The organism is Nonlabens sp. Asnod3-H03 (genome assembly GCF_045063665.1).
Taxonomy (GTDB): Bacteria; Bacteroidota; Bacteroidia; order Flavobacteriales; family Flavobacteriaceae; genus Nonlabens; species Nonlabens ulvanivorans.
The window spans coordinates 539,178-554,225 of the sequence record NZ_JBEFOD010000008.1; the positions used below are offsets into that span (position 1 = coordinate 539,178).

The window sequence follows — 15,048 nt, forward strand, 5'->3', positions numbered from 1 at the left end:
ATCACCGTCATAATCATCGTTATAATTTCTCGAGTGTAGGGTTAACTCTGCGCTTGAGAAATAATAAAATATAAACCATAACAACGATATTTGCAGCACCTAAAACGTTTAGGAAAAGCATCATGACACTAGTTTCAAAAGACATCTTAAAAGCTGCCGAAATTCTCAAGAGAGAAGAACTCGTTGCTATTCCTACCGAGACCGTTTATGGACTCGCTGGAAATATCTATAGCGAGACTGCCATTAAGAAGATTTTTGAGATGAAAAAACGCCCGTTTTTCAATCCGCTGATAGTGCATATTCATAGCATGGAGCAAGTAATGGAACTGGCAGCAGATTTTCCTGAGAAGGCACAGCAGTTAGCACAAGCTTTTTGGCCAGGATCTTTAACACTTATTTTACCTAAAAAGAATGATGTTCCAGACCTCATCACTGCCAGAAAAGATACTGTTGGGATTAGAATGCCGCAGCATGAGTTAACCCTAGAATTATTAAGAAACTTAGATTTCCCAGTAGCGGCACCTAGTGCAAATCCTTTTACGCATATTAGTCCTACGACGGCACAGCATGTAAAAAACTATTTTGATGGTTCTCTAGAAATGGTATTAGATGGTGGTAATTGCGAGAACGGAATCGAGTCCACCATCATAGGCTTTGAAAATGAAAAGGCCGTTGTTTATAGACTAGGCTCTATATCATTAGAAGATATCACGTCCATCATAGGACCTGTCACTGTAAAAAATAATAAAGAGCAAGCACCCAATGCACCAGGAATGCTCGAGAAGCATTATGCACCACGTACGGCAACTTATCTAGTAGATGACATAAGTGAATTTATCGCTCTACATGCTGGTAAAAAAATAGGACTTCTACTCCACTCTACAGATCATCCAGATTATGCAGTAACGCAGGTAAATTATTTATCTAAAACCGGACATTTAAAAGAGGCTGCATCTAGATTATATAACGCAATGCACGAGCTAGATCAACTAGATCTAGACATGATTGTAGCACAACGATTACCAGATCACGACCTAGGAAAATCCATTAATGATCGCTTAAAAAGAGCTACTAAATAGTTCTGATTGCTTTAGTATCTTTGTCTTGTGAAAGTTATATTATTTATCTTCTCGATATATTTTCTAGGACTCAACATCATGCCTTGTAATGATGGTAATATGGAGCAGCATGATGAGGTAGAACAAACTGTAGATATCGACGACCATGATAATCACGATCATGAAGATGAATGCTCACCATTTTGCCAGTGTAATTGCTGCTCTGTTCATGTGATCTCTTTTGAATTTGAGCCACTAGAGTTTATAGTACTACCGGTAATTAATTCACAAATTTCTTTTTATATCAGTCCTGTTTATGACGGGTTTGATGGCTCTATCTTGCAGCCACCACAATTAAATAGCTAGAAACTTCAAGAGCATTGTGCTCATTTTATTTTAGTCTATTTAAACATTTTACATGAAAAAAATCATTTTATGCAGCATGTTGTTGCTGTGTTACGCTTTCGCGAAAGCGCAATCCAAAACAACCTATGATGTCAACATCACTGTGGTATCTGAAGAAAATAACGAACCATTACTAGGTGCAAACGCTACCATCCAAAATCTCCAAAAAGGTGCGATGATGGATATCAACGGGAAAGGAACCATTAACAACCTAGAGGCTGGAACTTATGAACTGACTATTTCTTTTATAGGATATGAGAAACAAACCGTTACTGCTGTTATACCAGATCAACTGGATTATACATTTCAACTACACGAGGCAAAAGGCGAACTGGAAGAAATCGTCATACAGTCTACACGATCTTCTCGTAGTTTTAAACGCACACCTACTCGAGTAGAATTTATAGGTGGAGAAGAGCTTATTGAAAAAACAGCAATGAACAGTACTAATATTGCTATGGTACTGAGAGAAAGCACCGGTATACAGATGCAACAAACCTCTCAAAGCAGTGCAAATCAATCCATACGTATACAAGGGTTAGATGGTCGATATACACAGTTGTTAAAAGATGGATTTCCACTTTACGGTGGTTTTGCTGGTGGATTAAGTATCATGCAAGTACCACCATTAGATATTTCTCAATTTGAAATCATTAAAGGAAGTTCTTCTACACTATATGGTGGTGGTGCCATTGCAGGACTGGTAAATATGCAGTCTAAAACGCCAGATGATGAGGCAGAGCTAGATTTAATGTTAGTAGGGACACAAGCCCTAGGAGTTACTGGAAACGTATTTTACAGCGCACGTAATGATAAATGGGGAATGACGCTTTATGGAAGCGCAAATTCTCAAAAAGAGTATGATCCAGATGGAGATAATTATTCAAATTTACCTCGAGCGCGTACCATTTCACTAAATCCTAAGGTATTTTATTATCCTAGTGAGAAAACAACCTTGTGGCTAGGTCTTAACGGTACATTTGACGATCGTAAAGGTGGAAATCTAGATGCTATAGATGGCAATAATAATGGTTATCTAGAACAAAACATATCGCGCAGGTTAAGTACACAAGCGGTATGGGATACTCAACTTACAGATCATTCTAGCTTCCAGTTTAAAAATAGTGTTGCCTATTTTAATAGAGAACTACTAATTCCTAATATGGATTTTAAAGGTAATCAGGTCAACACATTTACTGAGGTAAATTATAAAACTAATTCTAAAAAGACTGACTGGGTTTTGGGAGCTAATTTATATACATCTAGCTTTGACGAAGACGTGCAGATTAATGAACGTGATCAAAAAGATACTACCATAGGTGCTTTTGTAAATAACATTACAGATCTTAATAATAACTGGATATTAGAAACTGGTCTACGTACAGATTTTACAACAGATTGGGGTGCTTTTGTGTTACCTCGAGCATCTTTATTATATAAAAGTGATGGAAGGTTTACAAGTCGTTTAGGTGGTGGATTAGGTTATAAAATTCCAGATTTATTTACTGAGGATGCTGAAAGATTGAATTTTCAAAATGTAATGGCGATAGACAAAAATGAATTAGTGGCAGAGACCTCTTATGGTATGAATCTAGATTTTGATTATGGGTTTGCTATTACTGATCAGATTAATTTCTCGATTAATCAATTATTTTATTTAACCGCCATAGATAACGGATTGTTACTCAATAGCAGTGCCACTAGTCCAGGAATGTTTAAATATTCAAATGCAACAGATTTTACCTTCAGTCGCGGTGCAGAGACTAATATTAAATTCTCTTATAAAGATTTTAAATGGTTCTTAAACTATGCACTTATAGACACTCAACTTAATTATCTAGATGGTAATCCTCAAAAACCACTGACTGCAAAACATAATGCCGGTAGCGTTATTATGTATGAAAATGAGAAATGGCGCATAGGTTATGAAACCTATTATACTGGTAAACAACTTTTATTTGATGGCTCAGATTCTCAAGATTTTTTATTGATGGGTCTGCTGGTTATGAAAAACTTTGACTGGGGAAATCTATATATGAATTTTGAAAATCTAACAGATAGAAGACAAAGCCGCTACTCTCCTACTGTCACTACAGATATTACTGGAGTACCTACTTTTAATGAAATTTATGCGCCTACAGATGGTTTTATCTTAAGTGCAGGAATCATATGGAAGCCATTTGGTAATAAAAGTCATCACGGTCATGGACATCATGATGATTAAGTAAATTTTACTTTTATTAAAAGCTCAATATGATGAAGGTTTCTTTCAAAGTATTGAGCTTTTTTTATGTCTGTTGTTTACTTTTTTACTGGGCAACTATTAATCCCTAAAACTGCATATAATGGACAAAAGTTCATAAAACTAGTGGCTAATAATACACCACCTATAATTAATAAAATAATTCCTAGTGTACCTGTTATTACATTAGTAAAGAATAAAATAGATACTATTACTGCAAATAATACTCTTACTATTCTATCGATGTTTCCTAAATTCTTCTTCATGACTTATACTTTTAAAATGAGATACAATAGTAGTCTAGTGTACGTTCTTAAAAAGTGACTTATGTCACAACTAAAGAATTTTAATAGTTTGATGTGATAAAACAAGTTTGTTATCGTTCTCTAATTTTTTTAAAACACGACTAATCACCTCTCGAGATGTAGCCAGATCGTCTGCAAGCGCTTGATGAGATATTTTAATTATTTGAGAATTAGTTAATGCTGCTTTATCGTGCAGTAAATTTAAAATACGCTCGTCCATTTTATGAAACACCATATTCTCTATAGTGTTTAATAAATCTGCATAGCGCATCTCATATTGTGAGTTAAAAAGTAGATTTAACTCTGGATATTGCTGCAGCCATTTTTTAAGTCTGTCTGCAGGTAGTAAAAGTATTTCTGTATTTTCTAATGTCTGTGCATAAATCTCACTGGTTCCATTTTTAATACCTGCTGCAAAGGACATCACACAGCTCTCACTTGCTTTTATATGATATAGTAATAATTCTTTATCATTATGGGTAGTATAAACTCGCAACAGTCCTTTTAATACCACTGGTATCACCTTTACATACTGACCTTTGCGTAAAATCTCTTGATGATGAGGCACAGTAATAATGTCACATTCTCGATTAATGGTTTCTACTAGTACTTTATTAAAAAATGGAAATTGTTGCTGTAAATCAGTAAAGGACATAATTAAAATTCTAAAGTCATCGCTTGATGAGGAATTCCATCTTCTAAGTATTTCTCGCCCGTATTCATAAAACCTAAATCTTTATAAAATCTATCTAGATAACATTGAGCAGATATCTTTATGGATGGAAATCCTTGATTTTTACAATAAACAATACTCGCATTCATTATTTTCTGGCCGTAGGCCGCGCCACGATTTTTAGAATTTACGACTACTCTACCTATACTAGCTTGTTTAAAATAATCACCTGGTTGAAACACACGAGTATAAGCTACAAGTTTATCATTTACATATCCTACAATATGAATAGCTTTTTGATCCTTACCATCCATATCTTGATAAACACAGTCTTGTTCTACCACAAAAACTTCAGTACGCAATTGTAGTACATCATATAATTCTTGAATATTAAAGTCAGAAAATGATTTAACTATTACTTCCATTTTTAAAATTGTTTTGGAACCACTTTAGGTTGCGGTGGCTTCACTCCTATTCTTATGTCAGTAATTATTTTCTCTAGCATATTTCCAAATTCTTCATCGCCAGTCGCCATAAGTTCTTGACGTCTAGCATCTAAATCATCCAGTGTTTCTTCTCGATCTTTTTCATCAAATTCTTCAAGATCACGCCATATCTCCATCAATTTCTTTTGAGGATGAACCGCTGTTCTTAATTGATGTATTATAATAGAAGCTTCTTTTCTCATATTCACTTTACACACAAATGAAAATCACAAATCGTGACTCACCTATTTAAATTAATTATTATTTGTATAGTCTAATTATCGTACTATTTCTTACCGCGATAAATTAAAGATATACGATTGTGTTCTAATAAAAGTTGCTCGTCTTTTTGATAGCTTTTTAATAAATGGATTGCATAATCTAATTGATCCTCTGTAATATTTCTATAAGCTGGAGCTGGTACTACTTCACTCCATTTTGCAAATAAAGTATTGTCTAAAGCAATGCGCCAATAGCAATGATTATCAAATTTTAAGTGATAATATTGATTAGGTAATGCATTACCTAGATCTAGATACTCTTGCCTTTTATTAAGATTCATACTAGTAATTATAAAAATAAATACACAAGATCACTACAGTTAATGATAATATATAAAACAACAAGCCAGTAAAAATTCTATACCATCTATTTTCCATTGTTAAAAATATATACCTAAATACTAAATACCTAGTAATCAAAAATAGTATACCACTAGGTAGTATTATAAATATAAAAAGTAGTAGAAAATAATCAGCTAGTGATCCACCAGATAACAACATCATCTACTATGTTGTGGAGTATCCCGCTTTCGCGAAAGCGTACTTATGAACAAGCTATCTTATTCACACGATTTGCATGGCGTCCACCTGCAAATTCTGTATCTAAAAAAGTCTCTACCATGGCAATAGCCTGTGGTATAGAAGTGAAACGTGCTGGTATACAGATGATATTTGCATTATTGTGCTCGCGTGCTAGTCCTGCAATTTCTTTGGTCCAACATACTGCGCCACGAACATTTTGATACTTATTAACGGTCATAGAGACACCTTGTGCACTACCGCAAATAACTACACCTAGATCTGCCGCGTGGTTATCAACATCCTGCCCTACCTTGTGAGCAAAGTCAGGATAATCAACACTATCTAAAGTATTTGTTCCATGATTAGTTACTTGATGACCTCTTTCTTTAAGCATATTAACAATAGCTTGTTTATAATCTGGTCCTGCGTGATCGTTTCCTATAGAGATGTTCATGATAGCGGTGTTTTATGATACAAATTTAAGTCTAGTTATTGATAATCTAGGGTTATTAACATCGATGGTTTTACACTATTCATAAACAATAGATAACCTGTTGATATCAATTGAAAGAAAACATTAGGAAGTGAAGGTTTAATAACCCATATCCATTTAAAATTGAGATAACCAAAATATAACTCACCTATTTAAGACTGACTTTTCAGACCTAAAATGATGTTCATTAACATAAAATATATAGCTAGTTTATGTACATTTTGATGTGAATAAGGGTTGTCAACAACTGTGTATAAACCTAGCTCGTTTACATTAGAAACTTACTTTACAATTAGTTAACGTTAGTATAACATGTGGATAAGTAGCGATAAGTTGTAAAAGTAACAAGTTCCTAATTATTTAGTAAAAAGATATACCGCTATTCACACTACATCATCATCATCAATTTTATTTAAATTTTTAAAAAAGAAAAAATGATATTGTTTATAATGTGGATAACGTTGAAAACGATAAAAATTCAATACGATGATTAAAGAAGAAACGAATCAATATTGTGGAACAAAAGAATTTCTTTAAAATTCTTTTTGGAATAGTAAATGCATGGTGTAGTTGATATGATTTATAAATATTTTAATAATCACTTTTAAAAAATATCGATAGATTGATTTCTAAGTTAAGTATTGAATCTAACTAGGATATAAATTGGTGATTATTTAATAAGTAATATCTAGTTAAGCACTAGTAGTCGTTGTATTTTCAATAAGAGGTGAAGATTCCTCAAAACTATCTACAGTGTGTTCTGTATCCAATGCTTTATTAACAAAAAGAACAACTAGAAGTATACCCACAAGAAAGATCCCTATAAATAGTAAAGTTGATTTTAGAGGCTTTCTAGTTTCCATTTGTTCCAATATTGTTATCGATAAGACGACTAACATCATACAAAGTTACAGCTATTTCTTAAATAATTGTTAATAACGGTATATTAAATCATTAATAATCAAAGTATAAACGAGTTATAATCTCTCAGAGTTTTAAAAGATTAACTTTGTAGAAGTATAAATAGAATATGAAGAAGAAGAAAAAAAGAAACTCAAAAACAAAGTTTCAAAACCTCAGTCAATCAGTGCTGAATGTATTAAAACAAGAACCTAATAAGGATTTTAATTATAAACAAATATGTGCAAAGCTCTCAATAACAGACGCTAGTACACGTAATCAAGTTATAAAAAGACTTCACCAATTAAAAGCCAAAGCTCAAATTGAAGAAACAGGTCGTGGTAAGTTTAAAATAATAAAAGCAATTGATTATTATACCGGTACTATAGATATCAGTACACGTGGTACGGGATATGTTATTACAGAAGAATTACAGGAAGATATTATGATTCCGCGTCGTTCATTAGGTCAGGCCTTAAATGGTGATCAGGTAGAAGTATATGTTTATCATAGAAGAAGAGGTCAACAGCCTGAAGGAGAAATTACTAAAGTAATAGAACGTAAGAAAACTGAATTTGTAGGTACTATACAAGTACATGAAAAATTTGCTTTTGTAAACGTTACCGATCCAAAAATTCAAACAGATTTCTTTATACCAGGTCGCGAGATTAATGGTGCAAAAGATGGACAAGTAGTTCTAGTTGAATTTGTAGAATGGAATGATAAGCAAGATTCACCTAACGGTAAAGTAAAAGCTGTTTTAGGAGAACCTGGTGAGCATAATACTGAAATTCACGCTATACTAGCACAATATGGTTTGCCATATGAATTCCCTACAACTGTAGAAGAATATGCAGACCAGCTAGATAAAACCATAACAGATAAAGAAATAAGTAAACGTCGCGATATGCGAGAATCGCTTACTTATACTATTGATCCAGCAGATGCCAAAGATTTTGATGATGCACTTTCTTTTGAAAAATTAGAAAATGGTCATTATGAAATAGGAATCCATATTGCAGATGTAAGTCATTATGTAAAAGAAGGAACGCCACTAGATGATGAAGCATATGAACGGGCAACTTCTGTATATTTAGTTGATAGAGTAGTACCTATGTTACCAGAGGTATTATCAAATGGTGTATGTTCTTTAAATCCACACGAGGATAAACTTTGTTTTTCTGCTGTATTTGAAATGGACGATAGTGGAAAGGTTTATAAACAGTGGTTTGGTCGTACTATCATTCATTCAGATCAACGTTTTGCTTATGAAGAAGCACAGCACATTATTGAGACTGGTAAAGGAGAAATTCCTGCAGACATATCACTTACTCAAAAAGATACAACTGCAGATCCTGCCATTGTAGAAGCAACTCTTACCTTAGACAGTATCGCAAAAAAGATGCGTAATGAACGTATGGTACAAGGTGCATTAAGCTTTGATAAAACTGAGGTTAAATTTAATCTTAATGATAACAGTGAGCCAGTAGGTGTTTATTTTAAAACCTCTAAAGATGCTAATAAGTTAATTGAAGAATTTATGCTATTGGCTAATAGAAAAGTAGCTGCATTTATAGGAAAACGTGATCCTAAACATACTTTTGTTTATCGTATTCACGATGAGCCTAATGATGAAAAACTAGGAGCACTTGCAAAAATTGTGACTCGTTTTGGTCATAAACTAGACTTAAGAGATCGCAAACATGTTACTCAATCTTTAAACAAATTATTGAGTGATGTAAAAGGGAATAAAGAGCAAAACATGGTCGATACACTTGCTATTAGAACCATGTCCAAGGCAGAGTATTCTACACAAAACATAGGTCATTACGGTCTAGCGTTTGATTATTATTCTCACTTTACTTCACCTATACGTCGTTATCCAGACGTGATGGTCCATAGACTATTACAACATTATCTAGATAAAGGAAAAAGTGTAAGTGAAGAGCTCTATGAAGAAAAGTGTCACCATTCTACTAACATGGAAATTCTAGCTACTAAGGCAGAACGTGATTCTATCAAGTACATGCAGGTTAAGTTCATGAAGGATCATGAAGACGAGCAGTTCTTAGGTGTTATTTCTGGAGTTACCGATTGGGGAATTTATGTAGAAATTATTTCTAATAAGTGTGAAGGAATGATACGTTTAGGAGATCTAGATGATGATAGTTATGAATTTGTAGAAGAAGAGTTTGCAGTGATAGGTCGCAAGACTAAAAACGCTTACAGATTAGGTGACGAGGTTTATGTAAAAGTAAAAAATGCAGATCTTGTTAAGAAACATCTAGATTTCTGGATGATAGGTAGTAAAGAAGCTGTTGAAAACTAAGCATTGTTATACCTGTAAAAAAGAAGATACAGTTATGTATCGCATACAGATTACTAAAGGTAAAGACTGGATTTTTTGTTGCAAGACCTGCACAGAAAATCACCAGTCTTTACCTTTTTATAAATATGGTGGAACCTGGAAAGGTAAAAGACACTAGTTATGAAAAGAATATTATTATTATTAACGATATGCTCACTCGTTTCTTGTAAGAGAGATTTTTCTAAAGGACCTCAGTTAAGCTGGTTACAAGGTAAATGGCAAAGAGTAGATGATAGAGATGGTAGAAGTACTTTTGAAAATTGGAGGATGCAAATCGATGGAAGCTTTTTAGGTCATGGTTTTACTCTAGAAGAAAACGACACTGTTTTTGAAGAAAAATTAGCTATCAAGCCACTTAATATATTAGTTAAAAATGATAATAGATGGGTACTTCAAGTTACAGGTGTCAATGAATCTCCTACTATTTTTGAAATTAAAGAATTTACTAGTAAAAGTTTTACAGCAGTAAATTTAGAAAATGAGTTTCCTACTCACATTAAATATTCTATTATAAACGATAGCCTTAAAGCACAAGTTTATAGTGATCAGATGTCAATCGATTATATTTTTAAAAGAAGATAAGACGGTTTTAAATTTTAATGATAATAGTAAAAACCATTTTTACTGTATTTCATCTATGATTTTGTATTTTAATCTATAAAATAATTTTACTAAATCACATTTTAACTACCCTAGGTAAAAGGCTAGATATTTGTATCGGTTATCCTGGTTAGTTAACTAAGAAAGTGTATTTACATTTTTCCCCTGAAAAAAGTAGTACATAAAGATATTTTAGATATTCCCTAAATATCAAAATATCATTTCAAAAAAGTAGAGTTTTTTTGGTTAGTATGAAAGGTAGTTTGTCATATGATAGACTACCTTTTTTCGTTTACTGTAACAAAATCATTTGTATGACATCTTTATAAAAATGATACACATGAAAATTTCAACTCTATTTTTGTTCTTATTTGTTACGGCATTCAGTTTTTCTCAAAACCCTAGGGAAGTTGAGTTAGGTAACTTTGATACTATTAAAGTCTATGATTTAATCACTGTTAATCTTGTAAAATCTGACGTTAATAAAATTGTTATTTCTGGTCACGATGCTAGTGATGTAGAGTATGTTCACAAAAATGGAACTTTGAAAATACGCATGGCTTTTGATAAACAATTTGATGGTACAGAAACTTTTGTCCATGTTCACTACACAGATTTAAAAGTAATTGATGGAAATGAAGGTGCCTTTATCACGTCTAATGAACTTATAGAACAACCACAATTAGAGATTAGAGTACAAGAAGGCGCTCGAGTTAAAGCTGGTGTAATGGTAGAATATCTTGAGATTAAAGCCGTATCTGGTGGAATTACTGAAGTAAGTGGTACTGTAGATCAACAAATCGTTAACGTCAATACTGGTGGAATTGTAGAGAACCAAGATCTTAAATCAAAACGTACCAAAGTAAAACTTAGAGCTGGTGGAGAAGTAGAAGTATATGCCACTAACGCTGTAGATATTAATATTCAGGCAGGCGGTGATGTTATAGTCTATGGTAATCCACAAGAAATTTCTAAAAAAACTTTTGCAGGTGGACGTATTGAGATAAGGGATTAAGACAACTTATTAAGTAAAAATTCCTGTAATTACGCTTTCGCGAAAGCGTGTTAATTATCAACACACAGGTATAAGAAAACCCAACATTAATTTTTACCTTTGAGCAATAACCTTTTAATTATATGCTCGAAGATGTTCTTAGTGCAATTCCGCTGGGATTTTTAATGGCCTTTCTCATAGGACCAGTGTTCTTTGCATTACTAGAAACCAGTGCGATTAAAGGATTTAGAGCTGCAGTAGCACTAGATATAGGAGTTATTCTTGCAGATATTATTTTTTTACTAGCAGCATATTTTATGACTTCCTCTATTTTAGAGAAGTTAAAAGATGATCCTGGACTTTATATTTTTGGCGGTTCTATACTTGCGATATATGGTATAGTTTCTTTTGTAAAAACTAGAAAATCTTATCTTAAAGAGGTTGATCCTAAAGTACTTATTGTAAAGAAAAACAACTACTTTTCTTTATTTATAAAAGGTTTTTTCCTCAACTTTATCAATATAGGTGTCTTAGGATTTTGGCTAGGATTAATAGTCGTTTTTAGTCCTCAGTTAGAGAATGATTCTAATAGAATTATCACCTTTTTTGGTGCAGTATTAGTCACTTATTTTATTGTTGATCTATGTAAAATAGTGCTAGCAAAAAGCCTAAATCGTTACCTCACACCACATCGTATATTTCTATTAAAAAGATTGATAGCTATCATAATGATGATTAGTGGTGCGGTACTTATTTTTAAAGGAGCTTTTCCTAGTGTAACTAATCAGGTAGAAGAGCAACTGCACATTATTCCAGAATTACCAGAACCAATCGCTCCTGAACTAGAAGGTGTGGAGGAGACTCTTATTGTTAATGATAGTATATAAATTTAATAGCTGATTATTAGGTTATTGTCATTTTTTTTTTTTTTTGATGTTTGTAATCTAATTCAACCAAAAAATGAAAACAACCATTAGATTATTATGCTTTTTAATCATAGCATCAATAGTTTTAGTTTCTTGTGAAAAGGATGAATATTTAAAAGATAGTACCATAAGTGTTCCCTTTCCTTTTGAAGTAACTAAAATGAGTAAAGAAGAAATTATCAACTCTACTGGTAATAGAGATCTGTTTACAACCTTGAATGAAGCTACATCTATTTTTTCACAGAAAACAACTAACAACACACCTTCATACACCATACTAGATAGCAGTGCTAAGGTCGTTACTGATGATAATAATACTTTTACCTCATATACTTTCAATACTATAAACACTTTAAATGATGGTGTTTTAAGAAACATTGTTGTAACTGATATTAATGGATCATTTTTTACATATTTATTAAGTTATATAGATAATGGGGATAATACTTTAACAGCAAGTTATACACTCTTGAGTAATGATGATAGTGGTTTATTAAAAACTACTATATCCGTTACAAATTGCGAATGGATAGGTTATTGGAAAAGTGAGGCAGTCGATGACTGCGACTGTTATATGGAAATATGGACTGTAGAAGAATTTTGTACAACTACTACATATCAAATACCATTTACTTTTTTAGATTCTAATCCAAATAGTGGCGGTGGTGGTTCTAGCGACGGTTCTAGTAATAGTACTTGGGGTACTGGTACTCCTGTAATGGGAGGAACTACTGGAAACGGAGGAGGATTCCTTACTCAACCATTCATTGATCTTAATAAAATAAAACTTAATGAGCAGACTAGTCAACAAAGTGTGAGAAATGAAATTATTAGAATGAAAGGTGAACTAAATAGCAGTAACAAGGAGCAAGGTTCAACTTTTATAAGAATTGGTAATACCCTTTTTATAGGGGCGCCATTACCCAGTACCGCAACAGGTTTTGATTTTACAAATTTTCCCAATCCATCAGACCCAAATACAGAAGGATTTATACACATGCATCATAATACAGAAAATTCGGATGGAAAATCAATAATGCCGGTACCAAGTTTTGCTGATTTTTCTAACTTTTCTAGGTTATATAAAAGAATGTCGGAAAATTTTCCAACCTCTTCAAATAATGAAGATATTTTCATGATAACGGTTACTAATGGAAGCATATTTGCATTTAAAATTGGAAACACTAGTGATGCTATAAGTTTCGCTAATTTTATGAATCAGCCTTTAATTGGAAGTCAATTAGCAGAGGTTCCAAAATCATTTTTACCTGAAAATGGAATACCTAAAATAAGTCATTATTTTGATTACAAACAATACCAGCAAGTCTTAACGGCGTCAGAAAACCAATTTAACTCTAGTATGACTGATGTTGAAAAAACTGCTTTAATTACTAGTAAGTATTTAAATTTTATAAATCGTATAATAAAAGGTCTAAAACCAGGTATTGACGTATATCAATCAGATACTACGGATGATTCTGGAAATCAGATATGGACTAAATTAAATTAATTATGTACAAATTATCAGTTTTACTATTTTTTATAAGCATTAATATAAGTTTTTCTCAAACACTTAATGAGATTTCATTAAGAGAAATAAATCCTAACAGACTTTTATCAGACGAACCTGACTACACTTATTTTAAAGACATTAGCGGTGACTTAAACAAATTTTTAGGAAATTGGGTATTTGATGACGGTACAAATCGTTTAGAGATAAATGTTGTCAAAAATACTCAAGTTCCTGACGATTTCAATATTGAAGTATTTGGTAACGGTCATAGGTACGAAGATAAGTTGACAGTGACTTATAAATTTTATCAAAATAGTCAATTAATTTATGATATTGAATCTAATACTAGCGCTGATTATTCTACTTCAATTAATTCTAATATTATTCAAAATAATCAAAATATCATAGGAGCAAATTCATTGGACACATGGAATATAGTACAATTTCCCTATTACGAACCTGTTTCTATAGCGAATGCATGTGGAAGAAGTAAAATAGGACAGCTGTCTATTGTTTATGACTCAACTCTTGTTCCTGATAACAATGGAAATTTACAAAGTGGTAGTCTAATATGGATTTTAGAAACTAGAGATGCGGATTATACACTTTTAACTGAAAAGTGTAGCGTTAGTAACCCTATTTATGATGATACCGATTTCTTATTACCTAGTAATATTAGATTGCTTAGGGATTAATCTGTGATAAAAATTTATTTACTATAGACTCCATTTAAAAACAAAAAATCCCCAATCAATAAAGATTGAGGATTCCAGAGGCGTCTAGCGGATTCGAACCGCTGTACTAGATTTTGCAGACCCATGCCTAGCCGCTCGGCCAAGACGCCTTTTACGCCCGCAAAAATAACAAAAAAGTTGTCTTTATCACTATTATTAATCAAAAACGCTCTTTAGTGTTGACTTCTAGCGACTTTGCTGCATAGAAATGACCACACTTGCCACATCACCACCTATAGGAGGATTGATTTTTGCCACTTTTACATGCGCTTTTTGTACTAATTGCTCTTCACTCAGAACTCGATCCAGTATTCTTTGTGCGACTTGTTCCAGTAATTTTGAACGTATCGCCATTTCTTCTACTATAATTCTATTAAGTGAAACATAATCCACGGTATCACCCAGTTCATCAGTCTTAGCGCTTTTTGATAGATCAGCAGTTACTTCTAGATCTACACGATATTCACTACCTATCATAGCCTCTTCATCGAGACATCCATGGTTAGTATAAACCTTTACGTTTTCAAGTATAATTGTATGCATGTGGTA

Annotated in this window: 17 protein-coding genes and 1 tRNA gene; 9 read left to right on the forward strand and 9 right to left on the reverse strand. The window is 32.8% G+C overall.

What is annotated here, in order from left to right:
- Positions 1 to 122: 122 nt before the first annotated feature.
- Genes ACJJVI_RS05690 through ACJJVI_RS05700 form a run of 3 tightly spaced genes read left to right on the forward strand, consistent with a single transcriptional unit; the run spans position 123 to position 3,687 of the window.
- A complete protein-coding gene (locus ACJJVI_RS05690) occupies positions 123 to 1,079 on the forward strand; it encodes an L-threonylcarbamoyladenylate synthase (protein ID WP_405350939.1) in 957 nt (318 codons plus the stop codon).
- A gap of 27 nt (positions 1,080 to 1,106) precedes the next feature.
- Positions 1,107 to 1,424 carry a DUF6660 family protein gene (locus ACJJVI_RS05695; RefSeq protein ID WP_405350940.1) on the forward strand — a complete coding sequence of 106 codons (318 nt, stop codon included), beginning with the start codon at positions 1,107 to 1,109 and terminating at the stop codon, positions 1,422 to 1,424.
- Between the two features lie 52 nt (positions 1,425 to 1,476).
- Positions 1,477 to 3,687: a TonB-dependent receptor gene (locus ACJJVI_RS05700; protein ID WP_405350942.1), complete on the forward strand. Its 2,211-nt coding sequence runs from the start codon at positions 1,477 to 1,479 to the stop codon at positions 3,685 to 3,687.
- A 77-nt stretch (positions 3,688 to 3,764) separates the two neighbouring features.
- On the opposite strand, the gene ACJJVI_RS05705 is transcribed toward ACJJVI_RS05700, so the two are convergent.
- The 7 genes from ACJJVI_RS05705 to ACJJVI_RS05735 all read right to left on the reverse strand — a co-directional run bounded on the left by ACJJVI_RS05705 (position 3,765) and on the right by ACJJVI_RS05735 (position 7,327).
- Complete coding sequence (locus ACJJVI_RS05705; protein WP_405350944.1) at positions 3,765 to 3,971, reverse strand: DUF2892 domain-containing protein; 207 nt, start codon at positions 3,969 to 3,971, stop codon at positions 3,765 to 3,767.
- 70 nt (positions 3,972 to 4,041) lie between these two features.
- Positions 4,042 to 4,665 carry a Crp/Fnr family transcriptional regulator gene (locus ACJJVI_RS05710; RefSeq protein ID WP_405350946.1) on the reverse strand — a complete coding sequence of 208 codons (624 nt, stop codon included), beginning with the start codon at positions 4,663 to 4,665 and terminating at the stop codon, positions 4,042 to 4,044.
- Between the two features lie 2 nt (positions 4,666 to 4,667).
- Positions 4,668 to 5,108, reverse strand: coding sequence for a GNAT family N-acetyltransferase (locus ACJJVI_RS05715; protein ID WP_405350948.1), 441 nt, complete (start codon positions 5,106 to 5,108; stop codon positions 4,668 to 4,670).
- 2 nt (positions 5,109 to 5,110) lie between these two features.
- Complete coding sequence (locus ACJJVI_RS05720; protein ID WP_042245122.1) at positions 5,111 to 5,371, reverse strand: hypothetical protein; 261 nt, start codon at positions 5,369 to 5,371, stop codon at positions 5,111 to 5,113.
- Positions 5,372 to 5,454: 83 nt separating this feature from the next.
- Positions 5,455 to 5,730, reverse strand: coding sequence for a hypothetical protein (locus tag ACJJVI_RS05725; RefSeq protein WP_036583290.1), 276 nt, complete (start codon positions 5,728 to 5,730; stop codon positions 5,455 to 5,457).
- A 263-nt stretch (positions 5,731 to 5,993) separates the two neighbouring features.
- Positions 5,994 to 6,425: an RpiB/LacA/LacB family sugar-phosphate isomerase gene (locus ACJJVI_RS05730; protein WP_042269217.1), complete on the reverse strand. Its 432-nt coding sequence runs from the start codon at positions 6,423 to 6,425 to the stop codon at positions 5,994 to 5,996.
- Between the two features lie 731 nt (positions 6,426 to 7,156).
- A complete protein-coding gene (locus ACJJVI_RS05735) occupies positions 7,157 to 7,327 on the reverse strand; it encodes a hypothetical protein (protein ID WP_160165400.1) in 171 nt (56 codons plus the stop codon).
- A gap of 167 nt (positions 7,328 to 7,494) precedes the next feature.
- On the opposite strand from ACJJVI_RS05735, the gene rnr reads away from it, so the two are divergent.
- From rnr to ACJJVI_RS05765, 6 genes are all read left to right on the forward strand, one after another.
- Positions 7,495 to 9,693, forward strand: coding sequence for a ribonuclease R (rnr, locus tag ACJJVI_RS05740; protein WP_036583287.1), 2,199 nt, complete (start codon positions 7,495 to 7,497; stop codon positions 9,691 to 9,693).
- A 159-nt stretch (positions 9,694 to 9,852) separates the two neighbouring features.
- Positions 9,853 to 10,314: a DUF6265 family protein gene (locus tag ACJJVI_RS05745; RefSeq protein WP_042269223.1), complete on the forward strand. Its 462-nt coding sequence runs from the start codon at positions 9,853 to 9,855 to the stop codon at positions 10,312 to 10,314.
- 358 nt (positions 10,315 to 10,672) lie between these two features.
- A complete protein-coding gene (locus tag ACJJVI_RS05750; RefSeq protein ID WP_036583285.1) occupies positions 10,673 to 11,347 on the forward strand; it encodes a head GIN domain-containing protein in 675 nt (224 codons plus the stop codon).
- 122 nt (positions 11,348 to 11,469) lie between these two features.
- Complete coding sequence (locus ACJJVI_RS05755; RefSeq protein WP_405350950.1) at positions 11,470 to 12,213, forward strand: LysE family translocator; 744 nt, start codon at positions 11,470 to 11,472, stop codon at positions 12,211 to 12,213.
- Positions 12,214 to 12,286: 73 nt separating this feature from the next.
- Positions 12,287 to 13,762 carry a hypothetical protein gene (locus ACJJVI_RS05760; RefSeq protein ID WP_405350952.1) on the forward strand — a complete coding sequence of 492 codons (1,476 nt, stop codon included), beginning with the start codon at positions 12,287 to 12,289 and terminating at the stop codon, positions 13,760 to 13,762.
- Between the two features lie 2 nt (positions 13,763 to 13,764).
- The gene (locus ACJJVI_RS05765; protein WP_042245138.1) at positions 13,765 to 14,460 is read left to right on the forward strand and encodes a DUF6705 family protein; all 696 of its coding nucleotides are present in this window, start codon (positions 13,765 to 13,767) and stop codon (positions 14,458 to 14,460) included.
- Positions 14,461 to 14,538: 78 nt separating this feature from the next.
- On the opposite strand, the gene ACJJVI_RS05770 is transcribed toward ACJJVI_RS05765, so the two are convergent.
- Both ACJJVI_RS05770 and folB read right to left on the reverse strand, forming a co-directional pair.
- Positions 14,539 to 14,609, reverse strand: a tRNA-Cys gene (locus ACJJVI_RS05770).
- Between the two features lie 76 nt (positions 14,610 to 14,685).
- Positions 14,686 to 15,042, reverse strand: a complete 357-nt coding sequence (gene folB, locus ACJJVI_RS05775; protein WP_006796430.1) for a dihydroneopterin aldolase — start codon at positions 15,040 to 15,042, stop codon at positions 14,686 to 14,688.
- Positions 15,043 to 15,048: the final 6 nt, after the last annotated feature.